Here is a 24396-nt window from a genome sequence, read left to right as displayed (position 1 = left end):
GTGAACTTTAAGGCTTAAGATACTCCTGTAACCAATTTATTAGGTAAAAGGAGTGTAATATATGCAAAAACGTGTATGGTTTATTACAGGTACTTCAACAGGATTCGGACGTTCTCTCACTAAAGAAGTAATTGCTAATGGTGATTATGTAGTTGCAACTGCCCGCAATATAAAAGATATCGAATCTTATAAACAACAAGCACCTGATCGCGTTCTTACTCTTGAATTAGATGTTCATAACGAAGAGGATGCAAACCAAGCGGTTCAAAAAGCTGTTGAACAATTTGGACGGATTGATATTCTTGTAAATAACGCAGGATATGGTTTGCTGGGAGCCTTCGAGGAACTGACAGACAAGCAAATCCGCCATCAATTTGAAACAAATGTTTTTGGTTTGATGAACGTTACACGAGCTGTTCTTCCGACACTTCGGAACCAACGTTCCGGCCACATCATAAATATTTCTTCTGTTTTGGGCCTTACTGCCTTTCCTGGACTTTCAGTATACTCTGCAAGTAAATTTGCAGTTGAAGGTCTTTCTATTGGATTAGCACAAGAGGTTGCACCACTCGGTATTAAGCTAACTTTGATTGAGCCAGGTGCTTTTCGAACGAAATGGGCAGCTACCACACTGGATAAAGGAACCAAACAAGATTCGGATTCCTACGAAGAAACAGCAGGTGGACTGCGTGAGTGGTTAACAGGTGTAAATGGTGTACAACCTGGGAATCCGGATCGTGCTGCAAAAATCATTTTCCAAATTGCCGATATGGAAAAGCCACCTCTTCATCTAGTATTGGGTCGTGAAGCTCTTCAAAATGCGAAAGATAAATTGGGTCCTCAACTCAATGACATTGAAAAATGGGCTGATGTTACAATATCTGCTGACTTTGATGAGCCCATTCCTTCTTCCTTTCCGGAATAAATCTTTGTATTATATATCCTTTTGGGGATAATATAATGCAATATCTTTTGATGATGTAGGAAACAGGACCGCTAAAGTATAGTCGGCAAAATCATTTTTCTGGCATTAAAAAGTAATCGAGAGCAATGGGGAAGAGTGGTAAAAAATATCTCTCAAAATATATACCTGCAGACACATTCTTTACGTTGTAGATGTGTTTGCAGTTTTTTTTTAATGAAGGGTAAAATCAAAAAATGCTAAATTATGCTGAAAAACAATAATGGAAAGTCGTATTTTCAAAATATTACACTTTTTTGGGACAGCACTGACAGCATCCATAATCAAATTACCTTGAGCAGGATATAGAAATAGGATAAACTTCCACTTAAAGTGAATTTGAATCATTTAACCTATGGAGTGAAATATATGAATTATAGTACTAAGGAATTTTCAATTAAAACTGGGCTATCAGCATCAACGTTACGTTATTATGAAAAAGAAAGAGTATTACCTTTTGTAAAGCGTGATGGTTATGGCAATCGTATTTATGATGATGAAAATGTTGAATGGATTGATTTTATTTTGGCATTACGATCTACGGGCATGCCTATAGCGGAAATAAAGCGCTATGTGGATTTGTATAAAGAAGGGGAAAAAACCATACAAGAGCGTAAACAGATGATACTTGACCATAAAGTAAAGGTCCAAAAAGAAATCATGCAAATGAATAAGTATTTAGATAAAATTAATTATAAATTATCACTGTATGACATACTAGAAGCGGACCTTGAGACAAAAAATATAAAAATTTAAATAAACTGTCGTTTTATTTTAACTCTTACTTCGCAGTGTGAAATTAATGATGGGAGCTCACCTAATAACTTTGTGAAGAAATGTACCTAACTAATGGTGGGTAATTAAACAAGAATTAAATTATTTAAAAGCTTAGAACATATTTTTGGTTATTCCATAGAACGGGCGCGACATGATCTTCTAATGAATCATATTTTGCTATCATTAACGGAATAAGTATGTTAATGATAGCAAAGAAACCCCGGCACAGCACTGCCAGGGTTCCTTCTTATTTATTCTCACTATCCTTAATCACCGTTTTCACCTTACCCGTTTTAATCTTATTCCCATCAAAGAAGCGAAGCAGATCGCCTTCAATAATTTTATCAGACATACGTAATTCGTTCTGGGCTTTGTCGGTTAAATCTTTTGCTTCATCTGCAGGAGGGGTTACCTCTTCGCCGGTTAAGCGGTTATAGAAAATATTATTGTAATAGAAATATTTATCGGTAACAAAACTGCCGTCTCGTTCGACTACGAATGGTTTACGATTTGGTGCAAATAAATCATGGCCAAATTCGATGTCATTCGATGTGTTGACGCCAAGTAAATGGAGGACAGTTGGTTTAATGTCCATTTCGCCGGCAGGTTTTGAAATGGTTTTTCCTTGCGTTTGTCCAGGCAAATGAATGAACAACGGTGTGCGTTGGAGATTCATTTGGTCATACGGCGTAATTTCTGATTTTCCTAAGAATTGGGCCATTGCTTTGTTGTGATTGTCAGAGATTCCGTAGTGATCGCCGTAGAAGATGACAATCGAATTATCATAGATGCCGGTATCCTTTAGACGCTGTATGAATGTTTTTAATGCCTCGTCTTCGTAGCGTGCTGTTACGAAATAATTGTCTAGCGTTTCGTCACCGGAATTGTAAGGCTCAATCATTTTGATGCTATCGTCATAGGTGAACGGAAAATGGTTAGTTAGCGTAATAAAACGTGTATAGAACGGTTGCTTGATGGATTGCATCATACTAACGGATTGGTCGAAATAGTCTTTGTCCTTTAGTCCCCAGCCGAGTTTGTTTTCAGGTGTAAGATTATAATCTAATTCATTGTAGAAACGATCATAGCCTAGAGATGGATACATGATATTACGGTTCCAGAATGTTGCGTTATTGGCATGAAATACGGCTGTATAGTAACCTTGTTGACGCAAAATTTCAGGTGATGCTACATATTCATTCGTTGCATGTGTGAAGAAAACAGAGCCACGGTCGAGCGGATATAAGGAGTTGTCAATCATAAACTCTGCATCTGACGTTTTCCCTTGTCCTGTTTGATGGAAGAAATTATCGAAATAATAGCTTTCCTTCATAAATTGGTTTAAGAACGGCGTCACTTCTTGTCCGTTCACTTTTGCTCCAATTAAAAATTGCTGCGTCGATTCGAGCGATACGATGATGACATTTTTTCCTTTTGCAGAGCCGAACAGCTTTGGATCAGGCTTTACTTCATTAGCTTTTATATAGTTTTGCGCGTCCTGCAATTTACTGCCATCGGCAAATACCTTTTGTGAGTTTGCTTTTGCTTGTAAGCTGATATCGTATACTTGATGCACATAAAGTCCTAAATTTTTTACAAGCATCACACGGTCAAAGGAACGTGTGAGTAGTTCGGGGCGTTCCATTTCAGCTAGTCCTAAATTGGCAAAGAAAATAGCCAATGTTACGATAAAATATACTGACTTAGCACGAATCGTAATTCGCTTTGTTGTGGCAAAGTTTTTCTTGTTCCGTGCGATATACAAAAACACAATGATATCTGCGAATACAGAGAATACTTGGAGGCTTAGTAAATGCTTTGCACTTGTGCCTAAATCACCGAAATTCGATGTTTGCATCAAAACGGGCAAGGTAACAAAGTCATTAAAGAAGCCATAGAAGGCTACATTTCCGACTAAAATAATAGTTAAGAGAAAATCAATCAGAATGGCAATATAGTTTCGTTTTGCCCCTTTTGCAAATAGAGAAAGTCCAACTAGAAAGAGCGATGCTGCTAATGGACTAATAAATAGGATGAATTCTTGAAAAAATGATTCTAGTTTTAAATCAAAGGTTATACGAGTTATAATGTATGTTTTTAACCATACTACAATAGCAATAAGTAAAATAAATCGTACATTTTTATATTGTTCATGAAGTGATTCCTTCATTTTTGTTTCATCTTCTTTCTATAAAAATAAAAAAACATAGCGATCCATGTTCAGCTCATAACTATGCGTGTCGGTTATTTTTGGGCTCGATTGTCATAGTTTTCAACCATTTACCGTTTTTGAAATTTCCATCGATTTTAAGCATAACAACAATATACTAAATTATTGAGTAAAAATAAACAAATTGTAAATTTTTCATAAATTATTTATTGGTGTTGCTACAATACCTTTGGTTAAAAGAAAATTTTTACAATAATCAACCTGAAATAGGATTATTATAAGGGTAGGTTTCCCGAAATGGGTTATTATTATAGGTAAAAAGTAAGGAGGGTGAATGATGGAACAGAAGTTTTCAAAGGAAGCTTTTTGGATTAAGGTAAAGCAAGTTGCTGTGCAGGCAGGTGCAATGGTCATATATTCGGGCTTGTTGCTTTATTATGTTTTGCAAAAGCCCGATCTTCCAAAGCGGTATAAGGTTATCATTATTGGAGCACTTGCCTATTTCATAGCCCCGATTGACGTCATTCCGGACATGCTTGCTGGAGTCGGGTATACGGATGATGTAGCTGTTCTCGGAACAGCACTTATGCAGGTTGCCATGCACATTGATGAGGACGTAAAGAAAAAGGCAAAAGAAAAGCTCCAATCGTGGTTTCAAGATACAGACACATCCAGCATTGATAATCGATTGCCAATTGGCAAATAGAGTGCCTTTCGCATGAGGTACTCTTTTTTTTAGGCAAATTGGTTGCTACCATGCAGGAAAATGATGAAGATAATTTCCTTAGTAATGGATTTTTAGTTCGCATGTAAGAGTTTAATAGCTTTACCATGACACCAAGGAAATCTCTATTTTATTTTTTAGGATGCTTTAGATTCTGCTTGTAAAAACAGGAGAATTTCTTTCGGAGTAATTCCTCTTTTTTTGGCTTCAAGCATGAGTTCAACCCACTCTTGATCCAATTCTTCTATTGGTTCATATTGGCTTACCATTATGTAATTCCTCCTCGGTTTTTAATCATTTAGATAGATGGGTACAGATTTTTTAAAGATGCAAGAGTTACAATTAATTTCCTTTATATACCTTATCTTCTATATATATTCGAAGAAAGGCTGACTTTTATGGGGGTACTATTCTACCAATATATTCCTCCATAACAGTGCACCCCCATTTTACAAACAACGGATAAACCTTCTTTCTATTTCCTATAATGGGGAATGTATTGTTTATCTAGTTTCTTGCTGTAATTGAATGCGTGCTTGAGTTTCCTGCTAGTAGCACATACAATTATCGGTAGATGGATACTGGAAAAGGTAAGGGAGATGCAGCAAATGAAAGATGGTATGAGTGACTACATGTCTCATTCAGGAATGAGTGAAAGTGATAAGCGGCTGTGGCAGCTATATATGCAAGTAATACACGCAGCAGGCGTGGGGGATGTGGATGCTTGGGTTCAGCTTGATGTGAGTATGACGCAAATGAAGGTGTTGATGCTCTTAAATGCGCATGGACAGATGTCGGTTAGCTCATTAGCAGAGCATATGAAAGCCTCCTTATCGAATATGACGGGGATTATTGATCGTTTGGAGGGGCTTGGTTTTGCCCAGCGGGTTCACGGTACAAATGATCGTCGTTCCGTCCTTGTGTCGCTGACGAGTAAGGCGAGCACGTTATTTCAAAATTTGACACAATCAGGTCATGAAAAGTTGCAACGGGCGATGTCGTATATGAATGAAGAAGAAAGAAGCAAAGTGGAGGAAGGGCTCGAAATTCTTACACGCTCGCTTCATCAAGCTGGAAAATAATTTGCTAAAAAATTGACAACTGTTTCAAACAAGTTCATCATATAACTAGTTAATGTGAAATGAATTATTCATGTTAACAGAATGAAATCGAGGTGAATTATTATGACAACTGCAAGTCAAAATCAGCGCTGGGCCATCATTCTTTTTTCAATCGGGGTATTTATGGCAGCCCTTGATAACGGGATTATCAGTAGCGCATTAACAACGATTAATCGAAGCTATGAGGTGTCCGCTTCTTGGGGAGCATGGGGCATTACATTGTACACGCTCGGACTTTCCGTTAGCGTACCAATCATTGGGAAGCTTTCTGACCGGTATGGACGAAAAAAGTTGTTTATGATTGAAGTAGTGTTGTTTGGACTTGGTTCTTTGCTTGTGGCATTAAGTGTTTCGTTTCCTATGTTTTTAGCAGCTCGTTTGGTCCAATCACTTGGCGGCGGTGGAATCTTTATTATCGGTAGCTCTCATATTTTAAGCACACTGCCGAAGGAGCAACAAGGGAAAGCACTTGGTGCACTTGGTGGTATGAACGGTATGGCAGCAGTTCTTGGACCTAATATTGGTAGCTTTTTGCTTGCATGGACAGGAAATTGGCATTGGCTCTTCCTAATCAACCTGCCTATTGCGATTACGCTTATTATATTAGCGTTCCGGTTCATTCAAGAAACGAAGGATCCGAAAAATGCACCTCTTGATTTAAAGGGAACCGTACTCTTGGCACTTGCTGTGTTAAGTATTATGTATGGTATTACCAATTTAAATGGTACAGATGTTATCAAGAGTTTAACGAATCCGTCCTTTTTTGCTTTTATTTTAGCTGGCATTGCATTGTTCCTCGTATTGTTAACACTTGAAAATCGTTTAGAACGCCGCGGAGGAGATCCGGTTCTTCCTTTCTCCTTATTGCGTACACCTGTCTATTTATGGACACTTGTGATCGGTGTATTTTCCGGTGCACTTATTGCAGCAATTATTTTCATACCCGCTTTTGTAGAACAATACTTAGGGGTTGATGCAGCACAGTCTGGGTATTGGATGACTCCACTCGCACTGGCATCTGGTGTTGGTGCAGGACTAGGCGGTGTATTTACCGATAAAAAAGGTCCTGTCTTTACTATCGTTTTATCGAGTATTGTTGCCTTTATTGGTTTCTCTCTCTTCCCATTTTGGGTATCGAATACATGGCAGTTTATTATCGCAAGCTGCTTAGCGGGCTTTGGATTTGGCATGACGCTCGGCGCTCCTGTCAATGTACTGGCAACAGAAGGAGCGGGTACAGACAAAGGTTCAGCGCTTGGAACATTGTCACTTTCTCGCCAAATTGGACTCACCATAGCACCAACAATTTACGCAGGGTTCCTAACGAGAAACTTCCAAACCATTGGAAATGAAATTATGACGAACTTACAAAATGCAGGAGTGAATCCAAAGATGATTCCTGCGGGTATGCTTGGCTCCCTCTCTCAAAATACGAGTGTTGGTGACATGTTAAAAGGTATTGAGAAAATACCAGATCCAAAGATTAAAGAAGTCATTATATCTACGATTCATACGGTAGTAGGAAACGGATTTGGCTCTCTCTTCTTATCAGCGGCTGTTATGTCAGCCTTGATGCTCATAGCTATCTTCGTTATCAGCTTACTGCGTGGAAAAGGTAAAAACGTAACCAACAGTGCAGAATAATAAGAATACGAAAAGGAGGTCGCCCATTTGGGCGACCTCCTTTTTTTGCAGTGCACTATTTCCCCTTCAAAAACGCACGATCCTTTAAAAAAAGGTTCCAGAAGAAGATAAAGCCTGGCAATAGAATGGCAATTCCGACTGCATACAGGACAAGCAGCGTGTAAAACGTTTCTTTCGTCGTAAAGCTTGTATAAACAGTGACGTTCGGATAGACGATGTACGGCAAATGCGCTTTGCCATATGCGAAGCTAGCCAGTAAATATTGAACGATTGTAGCAAGTATTGCGATACGCGGGTGTCCGAATGTCGGATAATTTCGGTTGTTCCACCAAAGCGACGAATAGCCAATAACGAAAAAAACAAGGGATGCTGCAAACCATGGAATCTCCTGTGCCAGATTAGTAAGTAACCAGCTTGAACCTGATTGATTGGCTACGAGGGCCAAAATGGCAGTAAGTAAAGTAGTCGGCCCAAGTAGAATGGCAGCCCGTCGGTACACCCGGTACGCATCCTCTGAAGCTTGCTCCCGCGAAAAATCAGCTAAAAACAAGGAGGATAGGAATAATTCGGACGTTAATCCAAATAGAATATAAAGGTATACGGTAGGATTACTAAGGAGCTTTCCATACAATAGCTTCTCGGTAGGACCTGAAAAATCAACGAACGTCCCTTCTGTCACGGGAAGTACCGTAATAAGAAGAGCCGGAATAAGCAGGCCGGTTATTCCTGAAATGATGCGCATCGTATTTTCATAACGCGGCAGCGAGTAGGAAAATACCATAAATGAACTGCGCACAGCAACCAGAACAAGAATAAGCGAGACAGGTGCGAACATGACCGTGGCAAGGGTGAAGGCCGCCTTTGGAAATAGTCCGATGAAGGCGACTACAACAAAAACTAGTACGGTATTGGTTAGCTCCCACGTCGGTGATAGATACCGGCTGGCAACCTTGCTTGCAAGTGTCCGATGGTTCGCATAGACCATCGACCAGAAACCAGCACCAAAATCGATGCTCCCAAGGATGCTATATGCAAAAATGAGAGCCCACAATATGAGAATAGCAATGCTTTGTTCGTTCATGATGGGGTTCCTCCATAGGATTCAAGCTCTGCTTGCAACGGATGGTGTCTGAAAAAGGTGCGTAGTACAATGACCGTAAGTACTGCAAAAAAGAAATACAACACGATAAAGAGCATGAACAGCGGGCCTACAAAATCTGCGCGCGTCGCTGCTTCTGATGTTCTTTGAAAGCCGTAGATCACCCACGGCTGACGGCCGCTACAACTGAAAATCCAGCCGAATTCGATGCCAAGCATACTGATAGGACCGATAGCTACAATCAGCCAAGTTAGCCATTTTGGTAAAGCCCGCCGCTGCGAGGGAAGATACCAAAGAAGAAGCCCAATACCTGCAATCACTGTTGTAAGAGTAGCTGCTCCGACCATGAGATTAAAGAAAACATGCGTGTAAAAGGGAGGCCACGTATCTTGCGGAAATTCATTTAATCCTTTTACAACGGTGTCTGGAGAAAAACCAGCTAGTATACTAAGTGCCCATGGTACTTCGACGCCGTACTTAACGCGGTGCGTAGCAGGGTCGACGAACCCACCAATCGCAAGTGGTGCATGAGATTGTGTGTCAAATAATCCTTCGGCTGCTGCTAGTTTTTCAGGGGAATGTTCATGTAAATTCATCGCTGATGCATGACCGGATACCCACATGAGAACCCCGCATAGAAAGGCAACAAGAAGGCTGATATGTAGCCCCTTTTTATGATAGGCTGTCTCACGATGATCTCTACGTTTCAATAGCTTGTAAGCAGCAATCGATGCAACCACACCTGCCCCTGTTGCAAATGCCGTAATGACCACATGCAAGGACCCGGTGAAAAAGCTAGGATTGAAAAAGGCTTCCCACGGATTGACATCATAAATCGTCCCGTCCGGTTTCATGGAAAAACCAGCCGGTGTATTCATCCACGTATTCGCGGAGGTAATCAGAACACCGGAAATCGTTGCGCCTAACATAACGATTGTAAGGGACAAAATGCGCAAGGAAGAAGAAAGCTTGTCTGCTGCATATACGTAAATCGACATAAACAGTGCCTCAAGGAAAAAGGCGAAAATCTCAATTTGAAAGGGGACAGCAATGACCTGACCTAACACTTTGGCAAACCCAGGCCAAAGTAACGAAATTTGCACACCCACAATTGTACCCGATGGAATAGCAACACCAAGTAAAATAGCAAATACCTTCGTCCATCGCTTTGCCATAACTGCATAATCGCTATCCTTTTTTACGTGATGCATCCATTCAAATAGTAAAATCATGAGAGACAGACCAATTCCTAACGTAGCAAAAATAATGTGAAAGGCGAGAGAAGTACCAAAAAAAGCGCGCGATAACTGAACTGAATTCATCAACAAATTCTCCTTCTTTTTTCCTTATTCTTCTTAATAAATAGAAAAATATACAAAAAATGTACAAAAAACACACGGAAGTATATGGATTTAATTGTAAATAAATGTTAGAATAATTAAAAATAACTCTATTTTTATAATGCCAAAATTGATTTCTGTCGAAAGCTGTTCTATAATGATATACGAACAAGGGTTCTTGGAATGTTTGTATTCGAAAAGGGGGCTTCTCATGTATCCAGAGGTTATTAATAAGATGGCGTTCTCAAAAGAGCACAAAGACTTATTGTTAAAGCTTTACAATAAAGAGATTACAAGAAAAGAATATGATTACTTGGTTAAAGGATTATATCGACCTTCCAAGGAACCAGTTGTAATAGAAGAATAAATAAAGCCGGCCTTTTCAACTCATTAGGGGATTTGAAAAACCACTTTAAAAATATAAAATATCTACATAAAAAAGCCAAGTGAGCGTTTGTCCTCACTTGGCTTTTCGTGTTTTTGGAGCGAAGGATGCTAGGGATGGAATGGGGAGCTTAATCATCATTTTCACAACAGGTCCGGTGATCATATGACCGAACGGAATAAAACTAAATGCCACAATCGTTGTGACGGAAAAGACCACCGTAACAGCAAATAAGAGAATGCTGTAAGCGAATGTATTGCTAGTAAGTTGAAATACTGCAAGGAATTTAGCACTTAGTCCAAGAAAGAAAACATGAGCCAAATACGATCCGTATGTGAACCGACTGATAAAAGTAAGGACCGTGTATACGAACGTACGACTGTGGACGATCGTCATAGCAAGTGCATACAGAAGCAAGATTTCGACTGTAATATAAATAAACATGGAAGGCTTCAAATAAGTAGAAACCTGAAGATGAATCGCTTGTATACCGTCAAAGGATAGAAGCTCGTACCCAACGATAACAAATAAAACGAGAAACAAGAATGTATTAAGCGGGACGTTCTTGATAATGAACTTGCGCCAAGTTGGTAAGGTGACAGCAGCCACGCCTCCTAGCATGAAATAGAAGGAATAAAATAGAAACGAACGATCTGTATATTTGAGGAACAAGGAACTCGTCAACGTGACCCCGTTAAAAATAAAGTGAGAAGACAGCCACATGAGTCCGAAATAGCCGAGAGCAAACAATGTCATAATCCGGTACAAGCTTTCTTTTGAATGCACGCGCTTGCGAACTGCATGAAACGTTAGAAACAAAAGCGGAAACAGAATATGGACTTGAAACATCATCACCACATACCATAAATGGGGGGCAGCTGACCCTGTCAACAATGTCTTAACCGTCCGAACGAAAGGAAAGGATGATTGCGATGTAATCATATAAATCATCGACCATATAACATAAGGAACGATGAGCGTATAGAATTTTTCCTTGATATAAAGTTTATAATTCACCTGTGTTTCATGATTATAAAATAATGAAAAACCAATGATAAAAATGAAGGCAGGCGCTGAGAATTTAGCAAAATTAAAAAACATACCAATCATAACAGCTTGCTCTGGATGTAGGTTCGGCTGCGTCATAGTATACATAAGAGAACTTTGTAATACAACGGCTAAAAATGCTAGACTCTGGATAATATCTAGCTCAGGAACCTTTTGTTTTGCCAATCGTGAAGTCATTTTCATCCTCTCCTTAATGTACAATATCGATTATAGTATCGTTTGTGACAAGAAGAAATGAATAGTTTGTGAAAACTATCACGATATTTTTAGAAAAATAGGAAGTATATCGTTAGCATGAAGTGGGAGCGTTTTATAAATACGAATAGGGAGCAGAAGATGTAGTTTGAATAGACTTGCTTGCAAGAGGGAGTTGTACAGCCAATCGTGACTTATCGCCGTCCAATCTGCACGGCAGTATGGTTTCGATGATAAGTCAGTATGGCGGTTTACAGTCTTACATCATGCCAAAAATTCACTTCTACATGGGCGGACGGACGATACGGAAGCAAGAGATAGCCTTTGGAACGTAGGGTCGATATAATTTGCGGCAATGCCTCTACGGTTAGCTTGCTATCGTGCATTAAAATTACTTCCACGTCTCGGGTTGATTGATTGGTTACGCGCTGTAGTACAGAGTTTATGCTACTTTGAGATTTCCAATCATACGTGTCAATGGTCCAGTCCCATAGTTTAAAATGGGCATTTACTAATGAATCCCGGTAAGTTTGGGTAAGGTACGGTTTGCTTCCATATGGTACCCGCACAAGTTGTGTACTTAAGCCAGTTGCAGCAAGAACAATGCCATGCGCTTCCTCCATTTCATGAACGAGCGTAGTAGGAGTGCCATTGTACAAACGCTTTATGTCGTGGGTCATGCTGTGGAGCCCAACGTAGTGTCCCTCCTGTAGCATTTGCTTCGTTATGTCTGGATCATACGACACGCGTGTACCAATCACGAAAAAGGTTGCCCGGGCACCTTCATCACGCAAAATTTTTAAAATTTGTGATGTGTACCGATTGGGGCCGTCATCAAAGGTTAAATAAGCAATTTTTCTTGGCGGCTGTTCAGACCGAAAAGGTGAAACAGTAGAGGAACTTGGATTATCATGAAAACTAAGAAGCCTGGAAGGTACGATTGCATTTACAACACTTGAAGAAGAAAAAACGAAAAAAACGACAATCATCACGCTAAAATGCATCCATTTATTTATCATGCTTATCACCTTGCACATAACAGAATCTTACCTTTAGGTTATTCTGTTTTGCTATCGTTAATCAAAGCATATTCTGGAAGCAACCTAGGGGAATCGTGAATGAGAGGAGTGAACCGGAAAGGTTGGATTACAAATACAGAAAACCGGTTCTTATGTCATTCATAAAAAAATGGGTGTCCCACATTTGGGATACCCATTTTTAAATGTTATTTTGACGTTTTTTTACTTTTCTATACATGCGGATAATCGGTTTGTACCGTTCACTTACGATTCCAGTGACCTCTGCAAATATTTCCGTTACAATCGTTAACACGATCAAAATGATTAGCGAAGTCCAAAATGTTGATCTTGAAAACATAAGGGCACTTGCACTATAGAAAATGCCGAATGCATATATGATAAGCACCGTCGTACGATGTGAAAAGCCGAGTGCTAATAAACGATGATGCAAATGTGATTTATCAGGAGCGGAAATCGGTTTATTGTTTACAATTCTTCGAATAATTGCAAAGGTTGTATCAAAGACCGGCACACCTAAAATAATAATTGGTACGATAAAACTGAACAATGTAACGCTTTTGTATAATCCAAGTAGTGACAAGACAGCGATGCAATAGCCGAGAAATAAAGCACCTGTATCCCCCATGAAAATTTTAGCGGGGTTGAAATTATAAAATAAAAAGCCGATATTGCTTGCTATAAGAATTACAGCAATTGTTAAAATAAGAACTGTATTTTGATTAAATGCCATAAAAGCAATTGTCGCTAGAGCTATGGATGAAATTCCTGCAGATAAACCGTCTAATCCGTCAATCAAATTAACAGCATTTGTGATTCCAATAATCCAAAGTACTGTGATTGGGTAGGAAAGATAGCCAAGACTATAGTCTCCAATAAAAGGAATGTTCAATAGTCCGATCGTTAAACCACTTTTTACAATCAGAATAGCAGCCAATAATTGACCAAAAAGTTTCCATCTAGGAGACAGCGTATAGATGTCATCCAAAATTCCTACAATTACAATGATGATAGCTCCTACCACAATCGTAGTCATTCGCTCATGATATAAACCGGCAACTAAGTATCCAACAACTGCCCCGATAAATATGGCAAGTCCGCCAAGTCGAGGAGTAATTTTAACGTGGACCTTTCTAGCATTCGGTTTATCAACCGCTCCGATTTTAAACGCAAGCTTGATTACGATAGGGGTTATAAGCAACACTGTAATGAAAGATGCAATGCATGCATAAATCATTTGCAAGCTCACTATTACCCCACCCTTAAAAATAGTTTCAAACATTTACGTAAAACTATGTGCAGGCTTTATTTACATGTTTAACTCATATGCTATCGTATCATAAACGCAAGAGAATTCAATCCTTTTTCATGTAAATTTCTTTACTAAACGTTGAAATATGTTACAATTTGTCACTATTTTTTCCTACAATCAATTAGGATATCCGGGAATAAAAGCGGATTAAGGGGAAATATGATACAATGGGTGTGTTTTCAAGGATAGGCTTATAAATTGAGTATAAAAATGTAAGACATACAGAAGGTTTCTATGGATGTTTCAGGGAAAGAAATTTTACATGAAATTGGGCGAGTTGGGTTCACTTTTTGTGTGATCTAGTTCCATCGGCTAGCTCTTTCCGGCCTTAGAACCTCCCACCAATAAGGCAAGAAGCGCCTTTTTGTGCGAGGAACCTCTGCCCTCCGGAGCTGAGCGAGCCGGGTCCACTTTACGTGATCTAGTTCCATCGGCTAGCTCCTTCCGGTCGGAAAACCTCCACCCATAAAGGCAAAGAGCGCCTTTTTGGGTGGAGAACTTCCGCCCTCCGGAGCTGAGCGAGCCGGGTCCACTTTACGTGATCTAGTTCCATCGGCTAGCTCCTTCCGGCCGGAGAACCCTCACCCAGTAAAGGCAAAAAGCGCCTTTATGGGTGAGGAACCTCCGTCCTCCGGAGCTGAGCGAGCCGATTCCACTTTACAATTTAGGAGGGTTTATGTTGAAGAAAATTCGTAAGGCGATTATTCCTGCTGCTGGGTTAGGTACTCGTTTTTTGCCTGCTACGAAGGCGATGCCTAAGGAAATGCTTCCGATTCTTGATAAGCCAACGATTGAGTACATAGTAGAGGAAGCGATTGATTCCGGGATTGAAGATATTATAATTGTTACCGGTAAAGGGAAGCGGGCGATTGAGGATCATTTTGATCATGCGTTCGATTTGGAACAGAATTTGATGGCAAAGGGTAAGTTTGATTTGCTTGAGAAGGTGCAGAAGTCTTCTGAAATTAATATTCATTATATTCGTCAGAAGGAGCCAAATGGGCTTGGTCATGCGATTTGGTGTGCGAAGCATTTCATTGGTGATGAGCCGTTTGCTGTTCTTCTTGGGGACGATATTGTACAGGCTAAGACTCCTTGTCTTCGTCAGTTGATGGATGAATATGAGAAAACGTATTCCTCTGTCATCGGTGTGATGCATGTAGAGGATAATCAGACGCATCGTTACGGCATTATTGATCCAATTGAACAAATAGGCCGGCGTTATCAAGTTCGAAAATTTGTAGAAAAACCAGCGCCTGGTACTGCACCGTCAAACCTAGCTATTATAGGAAGATATGTGTTAACACCTGAAATATTCATGTTTTTAGATAAGCAACAAATAGGTGCCGGCGGAGAAATTCAGTTAACGGATGCGATTGAAAGCTTGAACGGCATTCAGCGTGTCTTTGCGTATGAATTTGAAGGAGACCGGTATGATGTGGGAGAAAAGCTGGGATTTGTCGAAACGACCATCCAGTTTGCCCTTCAAAATGAGGAGCTTCGCGATCAGGTTCTTGATTTTATCACGGAAAAAGTGAAGCAAGCTACAAAATAACAAGTGGTGAAAAAGGATACTGTGCACAAGAGGTGGCCACTGAAAAAGTACGATGTTTCAGTGGCCTAATTCATGAGTTAGGATCTAGTATGGATTGAGTCCATAACGGTTGAAAAAGGAACCGAACGGTAACAAAAGAGCATGGATTGAGCCCGTAACGGGTGAAAAGGGAACTGAGCGGTAACAAAAGAGCATGGATTGAGCCCGTAACGGGTGAAAAGGGAACTGAACGGTAACAAAAGAGCATGGATTGAGCCCGCAAAAGGTGAAAAAAGAAGCTAGAGGTAACAAAATGCCCGCAAAGATCAGTTTCCGTCGTGCTTTTTTTCTTGAATTTGTATAAAAAGTGGTGAGTTATGTCTACAAAACGTAAATTAGTATCGAATTTTATGTCACTTGCAATTTTGCAAGGCTTGAATTATATTTTGCCCCTTATTACGGTGCCGTATTTGACGAGAACGCTTGGAGGGACAAATCAGGCGTTAATTTTTACCGGACAAGCGATGAACGTTATTTTTGTTACGGTGACGGATTATGGCTTTAATTTATTGGCAACGAGACAAATTTCGATTGTGAGAGATGATAAGGAGCAAGTGCGCCGGATTCACAGCACGGCCTTAACGGTGAAATTACTGCTCATGCTACTAAGCTTTCTCGTTCTTGTACTCATTTGTACGTTCGTGCCGCAGTACCATGAATATTTTCTTTTCTATCTCTTATTTTTCGGAATTACAGTTGGGACGGTTCTCTTTCCGGTCTATTTCTTCCAAGGCATGGAGGAAATGAAGTATATTACGATTTTAAATGCCATTTCTAAAACGATTTTTACATTAGGAATTTTTGCTTTTATTCATAGTCCGAAAGATGTGCTATATTCTCCGATTCTTTTATCGGCCGGTTATATCACTGTTGGCATTGTGTCACTTCTTATGGTTCGTTATAAATTTGGGGTTCGCTGGCTTACACCCAAATGGAGCGAAATTAAGGCGCAGTTTGTAGAAGGATGGAGCATCTTTGTTTCGAACGCAGCCGTCAGTATATTTACAGCAGGAAACACGGTACTGCTTGGCTTGCTATCGAACAAAGCAAATGTATTTGCCTACGGCGGTGCCGAGAAGCTTATTAACGCAGCCGTTAGTGTGGTGAATCCTGTTGCGGGTGCCTTGTATCCTCATATTAGCTCACTTGCCAATGAATCGAGAGAGAAGGCCATTCAATTTATACGGCGGTCAATTCCGGCTTTGCTGATCGTAACCGTACCGATTACAGTGATTACCTTTGTCTTTGCTGATTTAATCGTCACGCTTTTCTTCGGACAGCACTATACAGATACGGTACTGGCGCTTCGCATTGTTTCGGTGCTACCAATTATTATTGGATTCAATAATTTATTTGGTGTGCAGACCTTAGTTACATTCGGCTACGAACGAGAATTTATGCAGGTTATGCTCGTCACAACGTTTATTAATGTTGGACTTGCACTTGTGCTCGTACCATTTTTCGGTTATATCGGTACAGCGGTGACGGTTGTCTTAACCGAGCTTAGCATTACGATACGTGAATATATTATTTTGCGCAAAAGAGGCATTCGCATTTTGTAGAAAAAGGGAGACGTAAGGATGAAAATTTTACACGTTTCCGAAGCGCTTGATAAAGGCGGATTGGAAGAAGTCATTTATAATTTAGTGAAAAATACGAACGAAAAACGGTTCGATGTGAGGGTTGCTTCTTTTCGCGGTGGCGAAGTGAGCGACCGCCTAAGTAAACAAGGCTATTTGTACTATGAAATTTCAGCGCTGTCTAAGAAGGAACGCATACACGCGCTAAAAAAGCTAATAAAGAGCGAGGGCTTTGACGTTGTACAGGCTCATTTTTGCTTTGAAGCAATCGCCGCAGCTAAAGCATGCGGTGTAAAGGTGATTGAAACGGTTCATAACACGTATGGATTTTTCGTCAATCCGTGGGGAAAATTGAAATATAGCTATTATTTAAACCGCGTGAATGCCATTGTGACCGTTTCGGATGCGGTACTGGCCTTTAATAAAGAGCACTTTTATGTAAGAAAGCCTGAAAAGTATGTGTCAATTCGCAATTCAATTAATCCCGAACGGCTCCGCATATCGTCTCGGTCACCGGAAGAGATAAAGGAAAGCCTAGGTATTCCAGTGCAGAGCCTTGTCGTTAGTACGTTATCTCGCTTAGATGTGCAAAAGGGTCTTGAGTATTTTATCGATATGGCAAAGATTATAAGCAAGCAGATGGGGCACGTTGCCTTTGTTATTCCAGGGGAAGGAAACGAGGCCTATACAAATCAACTGAAGCAATATGCAAACGGCATCGATAACATCCATTTCATCGGTCACATTCCGAATATCAATGACTTATTTACTATTATGGATATCTTTGTTCTCTCCTCCCTTTGGGAAGGCGGCCCCCTTACACTACTGGAAGCCATGGCCTATGAAAAGGCTATTGTTGCAACGAAAGTAGGAAATACCGAAGAAGTCATACGTGACGGTTCTACTGGATTTTTAGTAGAAAGTAAGAACGCACAGGCACTAGCTGAAAAAGTAGGTACGCTTATTCAAGATCAAGCACTGCGATCTCAATTTGCAAAGAACGCGCATGATGACTTTTATGGAAGATTTAGCAATGATATCATGATACAGAAGTACAAACAATTGTATGAAACATTAGTATGAGAAGGAAAGTAGCTGTCTCCTCTGTAAACTTAAAGATGCGTAAACAGTAACGATCCCATATATTTCAATACCTTTTATATAATGTTGTACATTATATAATCCATGGTACATCACTAATTATAAAGTGGTGTACTTTTTTATTTAACAAGACCTTTAAATGACCTCATTTACTACCTATACTATAATCGAGTGGAAAATTAAGTGAAATTAAGTGAGTTAATAATCGTATTAAAGGTGGTGGCCGAATGAAAGTATATACAGCAAAAGAGGTAGCTGAACATTCGATATCGAATGTAAAGGGATTCACCATAACACCATTCGGACTAACGAACAGTTGTATGAGTATTACAAGCAACATAGCAAAACGTACAAACAAAAAGACAATAGCCAAAATACTATACTGACTCGTTCTTGCAAAACAATATATTGCTGAAAATAACACGAATTGGATGGCAAATCACTTTGAAATGTTTAAATAGATATATTCTTGATTACTGTTATTCAACAATCGGGCCATTTAATTGAATAACTTACTTTAAAGAAAACTGGATATTTATGTCGAAATACAGGCAACATTGTGAAATATTGAACTTATACGTTTCAAATTACTGAATAAGAAACCGAACCCTTTTTCCTTGTATACAATTACTGTCCAAAAAGGGAGTGGCACTTTGAAATTTACTTGGCACAAATTGAATTTTAGTTGGCATGTATTGATGTGTAATATCACATGGTTTCCTTCTATAATGAGTACCATATTGAAGAAGGAGGAATTAACTTATGAAAGTTATTTTGATTACAGGTGCAAGTAGCGGAATTGGTTACCAGACTGCACAACTATTAGCAAAGCAAGGTCATAAAGTATATGGTGCAGCACGTCGATTAGAAAAAATGGATAGTTTAGAGAAAGAAGGCGTTATTCCGATTAGTTTAGATATTACAGACGAATCCTCTATTAAAAATTGCGTGGATTCAATTGTTACAGCTGAAGGTCGGATTGATATTTTGATTAACAACGCAGGGTACGGGTCATATGGAGCAGTTGAAGATGTTCCTTTGGAAGAAGCTAGAAAACAATTCGATGTAAATTTATTTGGATTAGCCCGTCTTACACAAATGGTTCTGCCAACTATGCGAGCGCAACGCTCCGGTAAGATTATTAATACGTCTTCAATGGGCGGTCGGGTCACTACATTATTTGGAGCTTGGTATCATGCGACAAAATATGCTTTAGAAGGTTTTAGCGACTGTTTACGTATGGAAGTTTCTAATTATGGAATAGACGTTGTATTGATTGAACCGGGTGGGATTAAAACTGACTGGGGATTTATTGCCGCAGATCATTTGCTAGAAACTTCAAAAGGCGGAGCTTATGAAGAATTAGCTACAAAAACAGCGCAAAGTATGAAAAAGCGTTATTCCTCTAATATGTTATCAAAGCCTGAATTAATTGCGAAAACTATTGTAAAAGCAGTTCAGAAAAAACGACCTAAAACTCGCTATCTCATTGGTTTTGGCGCAAAACCGATTGTCTTTTTAAAAACCATTTTACCAGATAGAGTCTATGATAAACTGATGAAAAACATGTAATGAGGAATTAACCATGAAGATAACTATCACCAAACAGTTTCAACAATTTATTTCATCATTAGGTGTGTCTATGGGAGAGCTTCTACAAAAAGCCAATATTCCTAATATGCTTTGGAAAGAGACGTTAATCTTAACCAATCTTGAATATTATCGGCTTCTCCAAGAATTTGATCATGTAATGTCGGATGAGCAATTACTAGCCTTCAGTCAAATTGAAAATATCAATATGTTTATGCCGCCATTTTTTGCCGCATTGTCAGCAAAAAATGGCTATGAAGGTATTCAACGTTTAGCAAAATACAAAGGGTTGATTGGTCCAATAAAAATACAGATGAATGAGACATCAAATACTGTGAGTTATCATTTTTCATTTACTTATCCTAATCAGGAACTCCCTCGGTTTGCTTTATTAAACGAGCAGTTATTGCTCGTTAGTTTGCTTAGAACGGCTACGGGAAAAACAATTGTTCCCCTTCTAGTTGAGGGACCATATTTCTATAGTTTTCCTATAGAAGAGTTCTTTGCAATTCGTGGAACAAAAAGCGTGACGAATCAACTAATATTTAAATTAGAAGATCTGAATCATCCTTTTTTAACCGAAAACAATATTATGTGGGAGTATTTGGAACCAGAGTTTACAAAAAAACTCCAAGAGATTTCTCAACAGAAATCCTTTTCCCAAAACATCCAAGCAATTTTATTCACAGCCATTCCAAGTGCACATTACACGTTAGAAGAAATTGCTCACTCATTAGGGATTAGTGTAAGGACACTTCAGCGAAATTTAAGCGCTGAAAACACAACATTCAATCAACAGTTACAAGGGGTTCAAAAAATGCTTGCATTCCACTATCTTCAAGAGCCGAATTTAACTACTAGCGATATTTCATACTTACTTGGTTATGCGGATTCTAATTCTTTTGTCCGTGCTTTTAAAAAATGGACTGGACAAACAATTTCAGATTATAAATCACTTCATAAATAGAAAAAACTTAATGGAAAATATATTGTTAAACTGCGAGAGCGATGCTTTACTTAGCTGCTGTCGCCTTTTTTATTCACAAAACAGTTTGTGAAATTATGCACTTAAAAAAGGGTACTTGAGTAAAATAAACTAAGTCTTTTGAAGTCTATTTTCATTTATCACTATTCAGCAATCGGGCGCCTTTCTTGAATAGGAGGGCGTCTTTTTTTAATGCCTCAACACATTTAAGAGATTAAATCTTGTTAGGGTAAAGAAAAGATTGTGAAGATTTCTACTTAAACGGTCATATGTTGTACAAAAAGGATAGATATAAGCAGGTATATCCCCTGTTCATCTATCCTTTCCTTTTAACCCTATATAATGTGTGATATTACAAGGACACATTTAATTGTAAAGCTCTATATTTATTTTTTGACTTTTAATAAAATAAGCGGACGGCTACTTTTTTTTAAAAAGAATAGGCTAATTCCGACTTTACACATATGAAAAATAATGATAGTATCAAAGAAATTAATATAAACAATCTGACTAGATAACTAGAGGATTCTTCTTTCTTAGCTAATAAGGAAGTAGAGTCCTTTTTTGTTTCTACGCGGAAAAAAAGGGAGGAACCGAAAATGAGTTTGCAATTTGCATATTGGGCACCAAATGTAAGCGGAGGATTGGTTATTTCAAATATTGAACAACGAACGGGCTGGTCATTTGAAGACAATAAGCGTTATGCACAAGTGGCAGAGGAAGCTGGGTTTGATTATGTGTTATTACAAACACGGTTTTTGGCAAGCTACGGGGCTGAAAAGCAGTTAGAGGCGACGGCTTTGGCAGCAGGCTTGGCGAGTGTTACATCAAAGCTAAATATAATTACGGCGATTCTTCCTGGCCTTTGGCATCCGGGTGTGATGGCGAAAATTATTTCAACGATTGATCATATTAGCAATGGACGTGTATCTGTGAATATTGTAAGCGGTTGGTTTAAAGGTGAATTTCAAGCTTACGGTCTTCCCTGGTTAGATCACGATGAGCGATATCGCCGGTCCGAGGAATTTATTCAAGTGCTTCGGGAACTATGGACGAAGGAAATTGCGAATTATCAAGGGGATTTTTACCGGATTCATGATGCACCCTTAAAACCAAAGCCTGTTACGCAGCCACTTGTGTTTCAAGGCGGGAATTCAATAGCTGCCAAGGAGATGGCAAGCCGCGTTTCGGACGTTTATTTCATGAATGGAAATTCGATTGAAAATATAAAGCAACAGATTGATGAAGTAAGAGAATTAGCAAAACTACAAGGGCGCACAGTAAAATTTGGAGTGAATGGCTTTGTCATTGTCCGCGAAACAGAGCAGGAAGCACAGCAAGTTCTAAGGGATATTATCGCTCATGCAGATGATGAAGCGGTAGAAGGCTTTAAAAGCCAAGTAAAGTTTGCCGGAAAAGCATCTCCGCAAGGAAACGGAATGTGGGCCAATTCATCCTTTGAGGATTTGGTTCAATACAACGATGGCTTTCGTACGAAATTAATCGGGACCGCTGAGCAGGTAGCAGATCGGATTATCGAATTGAAAAAAGTAGGAGTAGATATTGTGTTAACCGGATTTCTTCATTACGAAGAAGAGATACAAGCCTTTGGGGAGCAGGTCCTTCCGCTCGTTCGGAAAAAAGAGGAACAGCTCAGCAAAGCAGCTATAAGATAATAGTAGTGAAAAAATAACAGCCGCCTATTGAGGCGGACACTGAAAAAGGTATCCCACTCTTACATAAATAGAGAAGGATACCTTATTTCTTTTCCTAACCAATCCCTTGTTTTAGTGACCACTTTGAGCAAAAAGCAAGGGAAGCCGGTAACCAAAGAGCTGTTTAGTGACCGCTTTGAGCAAAAAGCAAGGGAAGCCGGTAACCAAAGAGCTGTTTTAGTGACCGCTTTGAGCAAAAGGCAAGGGAAGCCGGTAATCAAAGAGCTGTTTAGTGACCGCTTTGAGCAAAAAGCAAGGGAAGCCGGTAACCAAAGAGCTGTTTAGTGACCGCTTTGAGCAAAAAGCAAGAGAAGCCGGTAACCAAAGAGCTGTTTAGTGACCGCTTTGAGCAAGAAGCAAGGTACCCGGTAACCAAAGCGCATCAAAGTTATCGTCCCTTTAGATGCGGCTGTTATTTTTATAGGGACGAAGCAAGAAATCCTCTTCTTTATAATAGTTTTACATAGTTTTAAAGCTACTGCTGTACTTTCTCGCTATAATGATGGGTAGGGAACATTGTTTCGGTTTGTATACATAGGGTTATGAGATATTTCTATACATATAATTTGAAGTAAGTAGTAAATTTTTGTACAGTAAGAGCAAAATGATGGGCGAAGAGGTGGCTTATGGAGATTTCGGTTGTAGGTACGGGGTATGTAGGTCTTGTAACAGGGGTAGGATTGGCACATATTGGTCATATTGTAACATGCTTAGATATAGATGAAGATAAGATTACGAAGCTTCAAGATGGGAATGTTCCAATTTATGAGCCAGGCTTGGCAGAGATGATGCAGGAGGCGACGCATGCCGGCCGATTAAAGTTTACGAGTGACCGGGCGCAGGCCTATCACCGGGCAGAGGTTATTTTTCTCGCAGTGGGAACACCTCCTAATAAGGATGGATCGGCAAATTTAACGTTTATTACAAAAGCATGTGAGGATATCGGGGAGTTTATGAAGCATGATGCGATTGTTGTAACGAAAAGTACAGTGCCGGTCGGGACAAATGATTATTTAGAAGGCATTATTACAAGTAGACTTCAAGAAGGAATTACGGTGCAGATGGCATCCAATCCTGAATTTTTACGAGAAGGGTCTGGTGTGTACGATTTCTTCCACGGGGATCGTATTGTTATTGGCGCAAAACTAGAAGAAACAGCTACCATAGTGGAAGAAATTTATAAGCCACTTAAGATTCCAACCTTTAAAACAGATGTACGCAGTGCGGAAATGATTAAGTATGCTTCTAATGCTTTTCTAGCAACGAAAATTAGCTTTATCAATGAGATTTCTAATATTTGTGAAAAAACAAATGCGAATATAGAAGATGTTGCCTACGGGATGGGACTGGATCAACGGATTGGCGATAAATTTTTAAAGGCCGGTATTGGTTACGGAGGATCTTGCTTTCCGAAGGATACGAAGGCGCTGCTTCAAATCGCAGGGACGGTACGCCACGATTTTGAATTGTTGAAAGCGGTAATTGAAGTAAATAATAAGCAGCAAATTTCGTTAGTGAAACGTGCTACTGATTTACTGGACTTACGTGGCAAGCAGGTTGCCCTTCTCGGTTTAGCCTTTAAGCCGAATACAGATGATATGCGTGAGGCACCTTCTATTGTTATTGCAGAATATTTGATTAGCAAGGGTGCTATTGTAAAAGCATATGATCCAAAGGCTACCGAAAATGCAAAGCATATGTTGCCGAAACAAATTATATTTGCCAGTCGTGTAGAGGAAGCCTTACAAGGTGCAGAGGCAGCGTTTCTTGTAACGGAATGGAGCGAAATTAAAAGTCTGCCGCTCGCTATGTATGTAGAATTGATGAAGCAACCGCTCTTATTTGATGGACGGAATTGTTATAGTTTAGAAGAAGCGAGCCACCATGAAATCGATTATTATTCCATTGGCCGTCCTTCGGTGCTGCGAGAATACAGCAGTAAATCCTAATATACGAGCGTTTTTTAATGCTGATTTACAGAGAGATGGTGGACTGCTA

The 24396-nt window shown here is 39.5% G+C and carries 21 protein-coding genes and 1 pseudogene; 15 read left to right on the top strand and 7 right to left on the bottom strand.

The window, feature by feature from the left end; translation table 11 throughout:
• Positions 1-61 precede the first annotated feature (61 nt).
• A complete protein-coding gene (locus ACAN53_RS12855) occupies positions 62-925 on the top strand; it encodes an oxidoreductase (protein WP_379970517.1) in 864 nt (287 codons plus the stop codon).
• Positions 926-1330: 405 nt separating this feature from the next.
• Positions 1331-1717: a MerR family transcriptional regulator gene (locus tag ACAN53_RS12850; protein WP_379970516.1), complete on the top strand. Its 387-nt coding sequence runs from the start codon at positions 1331-1333 to the stop codon at positions 1715-1717.
• 268 nt (positions 1718-1985) lie between these two features.
• Here the strand turns inward: ACAN53_RS12850 and ACAN53_RS12845 are convergent, their stop codons facing one another.
• Complete coding sequence (locus tag ACAN53_RS12845; RefSeq protein ID WP_379970515.1) at positions 1986-3908, bottom strand: LTA synthase family protein; 1923 nt, start codon at positions 3906-3908, stop codon at positions 1986-1988.
• A gap of 337 nt (positions 3909-4245) precedes the next feature.
• Between ACAN53_RS12845 and ACAN53_RS12840 the strand changes: the two genes are divergently transcribed.
• The gene (locus tag ACAN53_RS12840) at positions 4246-4614 is read left to right on the top strand and encodes a YkvA family protein (RefSeq protein ID WP_379970514.1); all 369 of its coding nucleotides are present in this window, start codon (positions 4246-4248) and stop codon (positions 4612-4614) included.
• A gap of 155 nt (positions 4615-4769) precedes the next feature.
• Here the strand turns inward: ACAN53_RS12840 and ACAN53_RS12835 are convergent, their stop codons facing one another.
• Positions 4770-4901: an anti-repressor SinI family protein gene (locus ACAN53_RS12835; protein ID WP_379970513.1), complete on the bottom strand. Its 132-nt coding sequence runs from the start codon at positions 4899-4901 to the stop codon at positions 4770-4772.
• Between the two features lie 339 nt (positions 4902-5240).
• Between ACAN53_RS12835 and ACAN53_RS12830 the strand changes: the two genes are divergently transcribed.
• Together ACAN53_RS12830 and ACAN53_RS12825 are read left to right on the top strand one after the other, a co-directional pair.
• Entirely contained in the window at positions 5241-5714 is a 474-nt protein-coding gene (locus ACAN53_RS12830; protein WP_379970512.1) for a MarR family transcriptional regulator, read from the top strand.
• A 102-nt stretch (positions 5715-5816) separates the two neighbouring features.
• Positions 5817-7397 carry an MFS transporter gene (locus ACAN53_RS12825; RefSeq protein ID WP_379970511.1) on the top strand — a complete coding sequence of 527 codons (1581 nt, stop codon included), beginning with the start codon at positions 5817-5819 and terminating at the stop codon, positions 7395-7397.
• A 55-nt stretch (positions 7398-7452) separates the two neighbouring features.
• Here the strand turns inward: ACAN53_RS12825 and ACAN53_RS12820 are convergent, their stop codons facing one another.
• A complete protein-coding gene (locus tag ACAN53_RS12820) occupies positions 7453-8478 on the bottom strand; it encodes a cytochrome d ubiquinol oxidase subunit II (protein ID WP_379970509.1) in 1026 nt (341 codons plus the stop codon).
• Complete coding sequence (locus ACAN53_RS12815; protein ID WP_379970508.1) at positions 8475-9818, bottom strand: cytochrome ubiquinol oxidase subunit I; 1344 nt, start codon at positions 9816-9818, stop codon at positions 8475-8477. The genes ACAN53_RS12820 and ACAN53_RS12815 overlap by 4 nt, the downstream gene beginning before the upstream one ends.
• Positions 9819-10047: 229 nt before the next feature.
• Between ACAN53_RS12815 and ACAN53_RS12810 the strand changes: the two genes are divergently transcribed.
• Positions 10048-10203, top strand: coding sequence for a hypothetical protein (locus ACAN53_RS12810; protein WP_379970507.1), 156 nt, complete (start codon positions 10048-10050; stop codon positions 10201-10203).
• Positions 10204-10296: 93 nt separating this feature from the next.
• On the opposite strand, the gene ACAN53_RS12805 is transcribed toward ACAN53_RS12810, so the two are convergent.
• From ACAN53_RS12805 to ACAN53_RS12795, 3 genes are all read right to left on the bottom strand, one after another.
• On the bottom strand, positions 10297-11466 hold the full coding sequence (locus ACAN53_RS12805; RefSeq protein WP_379970506.1) for an acyltransferase: 1170 nt from the start codon (positions 11464-11466) through the stop codon (positions 10297-10299).
• A gap of 269 nt (positions 11467-11735) precedes the next feature.
• Positions 11736-12503, bottom strand: a complete 768-nt coding sequence (locus ACAN53_RS12800) for a polysaccharide deacetylase family protein (protein ID WP_379970505.1) — start codon at positions 12501-12503, stop codon at positions 11736-11738.
• Between the two features lie 199 nt (positions 12504-12702).
• On the bottom strand, positions 12703-13770 hold the full coding sequence (locus tag ACAN53_RS12795; RefSeq protein WP_379970504.1) for a glycosyltransferase family 4 protein: 1068 nt from the start codon (positions 13768-13770) through the stop codon (positions 12703-12705).
• Between the two features lie 742 nt (positions 13771-14512).
• Between ACAN53_RS12795 and galU the strand changes: the two genes are divergently transcribed.
• The 9 genes and pseudogenes from galU to ACAN53_RS12750 all read left to right on the top strand — a co-directional run bounded on the left by galU (position 14513) and on the right by ACAN53_RS12750 (position 24347).
• Complete coding sequence (gene galU / locus ACAN53_RS12790) at positions 14513-15388, top strand: UTP--glucose-1-phosphate uridylyltransferase GalU (RefSeq protein ID WP_379970503.1); 876 nt, start codon at positions 14513-14515, stop codon at positions 15386-15388.
• Between the two features lie 356 nt (positions 15389-15744).
• Positions 15745-16989, top strand: coding sequence for a flippase (locus tag ACAN53_RS12785; protein ID WP_379970502.1), 1245 nt, complete (start codon positions 15745-15747; stop codon positions 16987-16989).
• Between the two features lie 18 nt (positions 16990-17007).
• On the top strand, positions 17008-18090 hold the full coding sequence (locus ACAN53_RS12780) for a glycosyltransferase family 4 protein (RefSeq protein WP_379970501.1): 1083 nt from the start codon (positions 17008-17010) through the stop codon (positions 18088-18090).
• 283 nt (positions 18091-18373) lie between these two features.
• Positions 18374-18569: pseudogene (locus tag ACAN53_RS12775) on the top strand (hypothetical protein); the annotation flags it as partial.
• 301 nt (positions 18570-18870) lie between these two features.
• Positions 18871-19680: an oxidoreductase gene (locus tag ACAN53_RS12770; protein ID WP_379970500.1), complete on the top strand. Its 810-nt coding sequence runs from the start codon at positions 18871-18873 to the stop codon at positions 19678-19680.
• A 13-nt stretch (positions 19681-19693) separates the two neighbouring features.
• Complete coding sequence (locus tag ACAN53_RS12765) at positions 19694-20665, top strand: AraC family transcriptional regulator (RefSeq protein WP_379970499.1); 972 nt, start codon at positions 19694-19696, stop codon at positions 20663-20665.
• 617 nt (positions 20666-21282) lie between these two features.
• Entirely contained in the window at positions 21283-22359 is a 1077-nt protein-coding gene (gene sfnG / locus ACAN53_RS12760) for a dimethylsulfone monooxygenase SfnG (protein ID WP_379970498.1), read from the top strand.
• Between the two features lie 123 nt (positions 22360-22482).
• Entirely contained in the window at positions 22483-22683 is a 201-nt protein-coding gene (locus ACAN53_RS12755) for a hypothetical protein (RefSeq protein ID WP_379970497.1), read from the top strand.
• 341 nt (positions 22684-23024) lie between these two features.
• A complete protein-coding gene (locus ACAN53_RS12750; protein ID WP_379970496.1) occupies positions 23025-24347 on the top strand; it encodes a UDP-glucose dehydrogenase family protein in 1323 nt (440 codons plus the stop codon).
• The last annotated feature ends 49 nt before the right edge of the window (positions 24348-24396 follow it).

The organism is Ectobacillus soli (assembly GCF_042610425.1).
Taxonomy (GTDB): Bacteria; Bacillota; Bacilli; order Bacillales; family Bacillaceae_G; genus Ectobacillus.
Note: the sequence above shows the minus strand (reverse complement) of the source record. Positions and strands in the feature narration are given on the sequence as shown.

Excerpts from the sequence above, each read along its gene's own strand:
- ACAN53_RS12810 (WP_379970507.1), top strand. The coding sequence starts at position 10,048 with ATGTATCCAGAGGTTATTAATAAGATGGCGTTCTCAAAAGAGCACAAA.
- ACAN53_RS12835 (WP_379970513.1), bottom strand. The coding sequence starts at position 4,901 with ATGGTAAGCCAATATGAACCAATAGAAGAATTGGATCAAGAGTGGGTT.
- ACAN53_RS12805 (WP_379970506.1), bottom strand. The coding sequence starts at position 11,466 with ATGACTTCACGATTGGCAAAACAAAAGGTTCCTGAGCTAGATATTATC.
- ACAN53_RS12855 (WP_379970517.1), top strand. The coding sequence starts at position 62 with ATGCAAAAACGTGTATGGTTTATTACAGGTACTTCAACAGGATTCGGA.
- ACAN53_RS12750 (WP_379970496.1), top strand. The coding sequence starts at position 23,025 with ATGGAGATTTCGGTTGTAGGTACGGGGTATGTAGGTCTTGTAACAGGG.
- sfnG (WP_379970498.1), top strand. The coding sequence starts at position 21,283 with ATGAGTTTGCAATTTGCATATTGGGCACCAAATGTAAGCGGAGGATTG.
- ACAN53_RS12785 (WP_379970502.1), top strand. The coding sequence starts at position 15,745 with ATGTCTACAAAACGTAAATTAGTATCGAATTTTATGTCACTTGCAATT.
- ACAN53_RS12800 (WP_379970505.1), bottom strand. The coding sequence starts at position 12,503 with ATGATAAATAAATGGATGCATTTTAGCGTGATGATTGTCGTTTTTTTC.
- ACAN53_RS12845 (WP_379970515.1), bottom strand. The coding sequence starts at position 3,908 with ATGAAGGAATCACTTCATGAACAATATAAAAATGTACGATTTATTTTA.
- ACAN53_RS12815 (WP_379970508.1), bottom strand. The coding sequence starts at position 9,818 with ATGAATTCAGTTCAGTTATCGCGCGCTTTTTTTGGTACTTCTCTCGCC.
- ACAN53_RS12850 (WP_379970516.1), top strand. The coding sequence starts at position 1,331 with ATGAATTATAGTACTAAGGAATTTTCAATTAAAACTGGGCTATCAGCA.
- ACAN53_RS12765 (WP_379970499.1), top strand. The coding sequence starts at position 19,694 with ATGAAGATAACTATCACCAAACAGTTTCAACAATTTATTTCATCATTA.
- ACAN53_RS12830 (WP_379970512.1), top strand. The coding sequence starts at position 5,241 with ATGAAAGATGGTATGAGTGACTACATGTCTCATTCAGGAATGAGTGAA.
- ACAN53_RS12770 (WP_379970500.1), top strand. The coding sequence starts at position 18,871 with ATGAAAGTTATTTTGATTACAGGTGCAAGTAGCGGAATTGGTTACCAG.
- ACAN53_RS12840 (WP_379970514.1), top strand. The coding sequence starts at position 4,246 with ATGGAACAGAAGTTTTCAAAGGAAGCTTTTTGGATTAAGGTAAAGCAA.
- ACAN53_RS12820 (WP_379970509.1), bottom strand. The coding sequence starts at position 8,478 with ATGAACGAACAAAGCATTGCTATTCTCATATTGTGGGCTCTCATTTTT.
- ACAN53_RS12780 (WP_379970501.1), top strand. The coding sequence starts at position 17,008 with ATGAAAATTTTACACGTTTCCGAAGCGCTTGATAAAGGCGGATTGGAA.
- ACAN53_RS12825 (WP_379970511.1), top strand. The coding sequence starts at position 5,817 with ATGACAACTGCAAGTCAAAATCAGCGCTGGGCCATCATTCTTTTTTCA.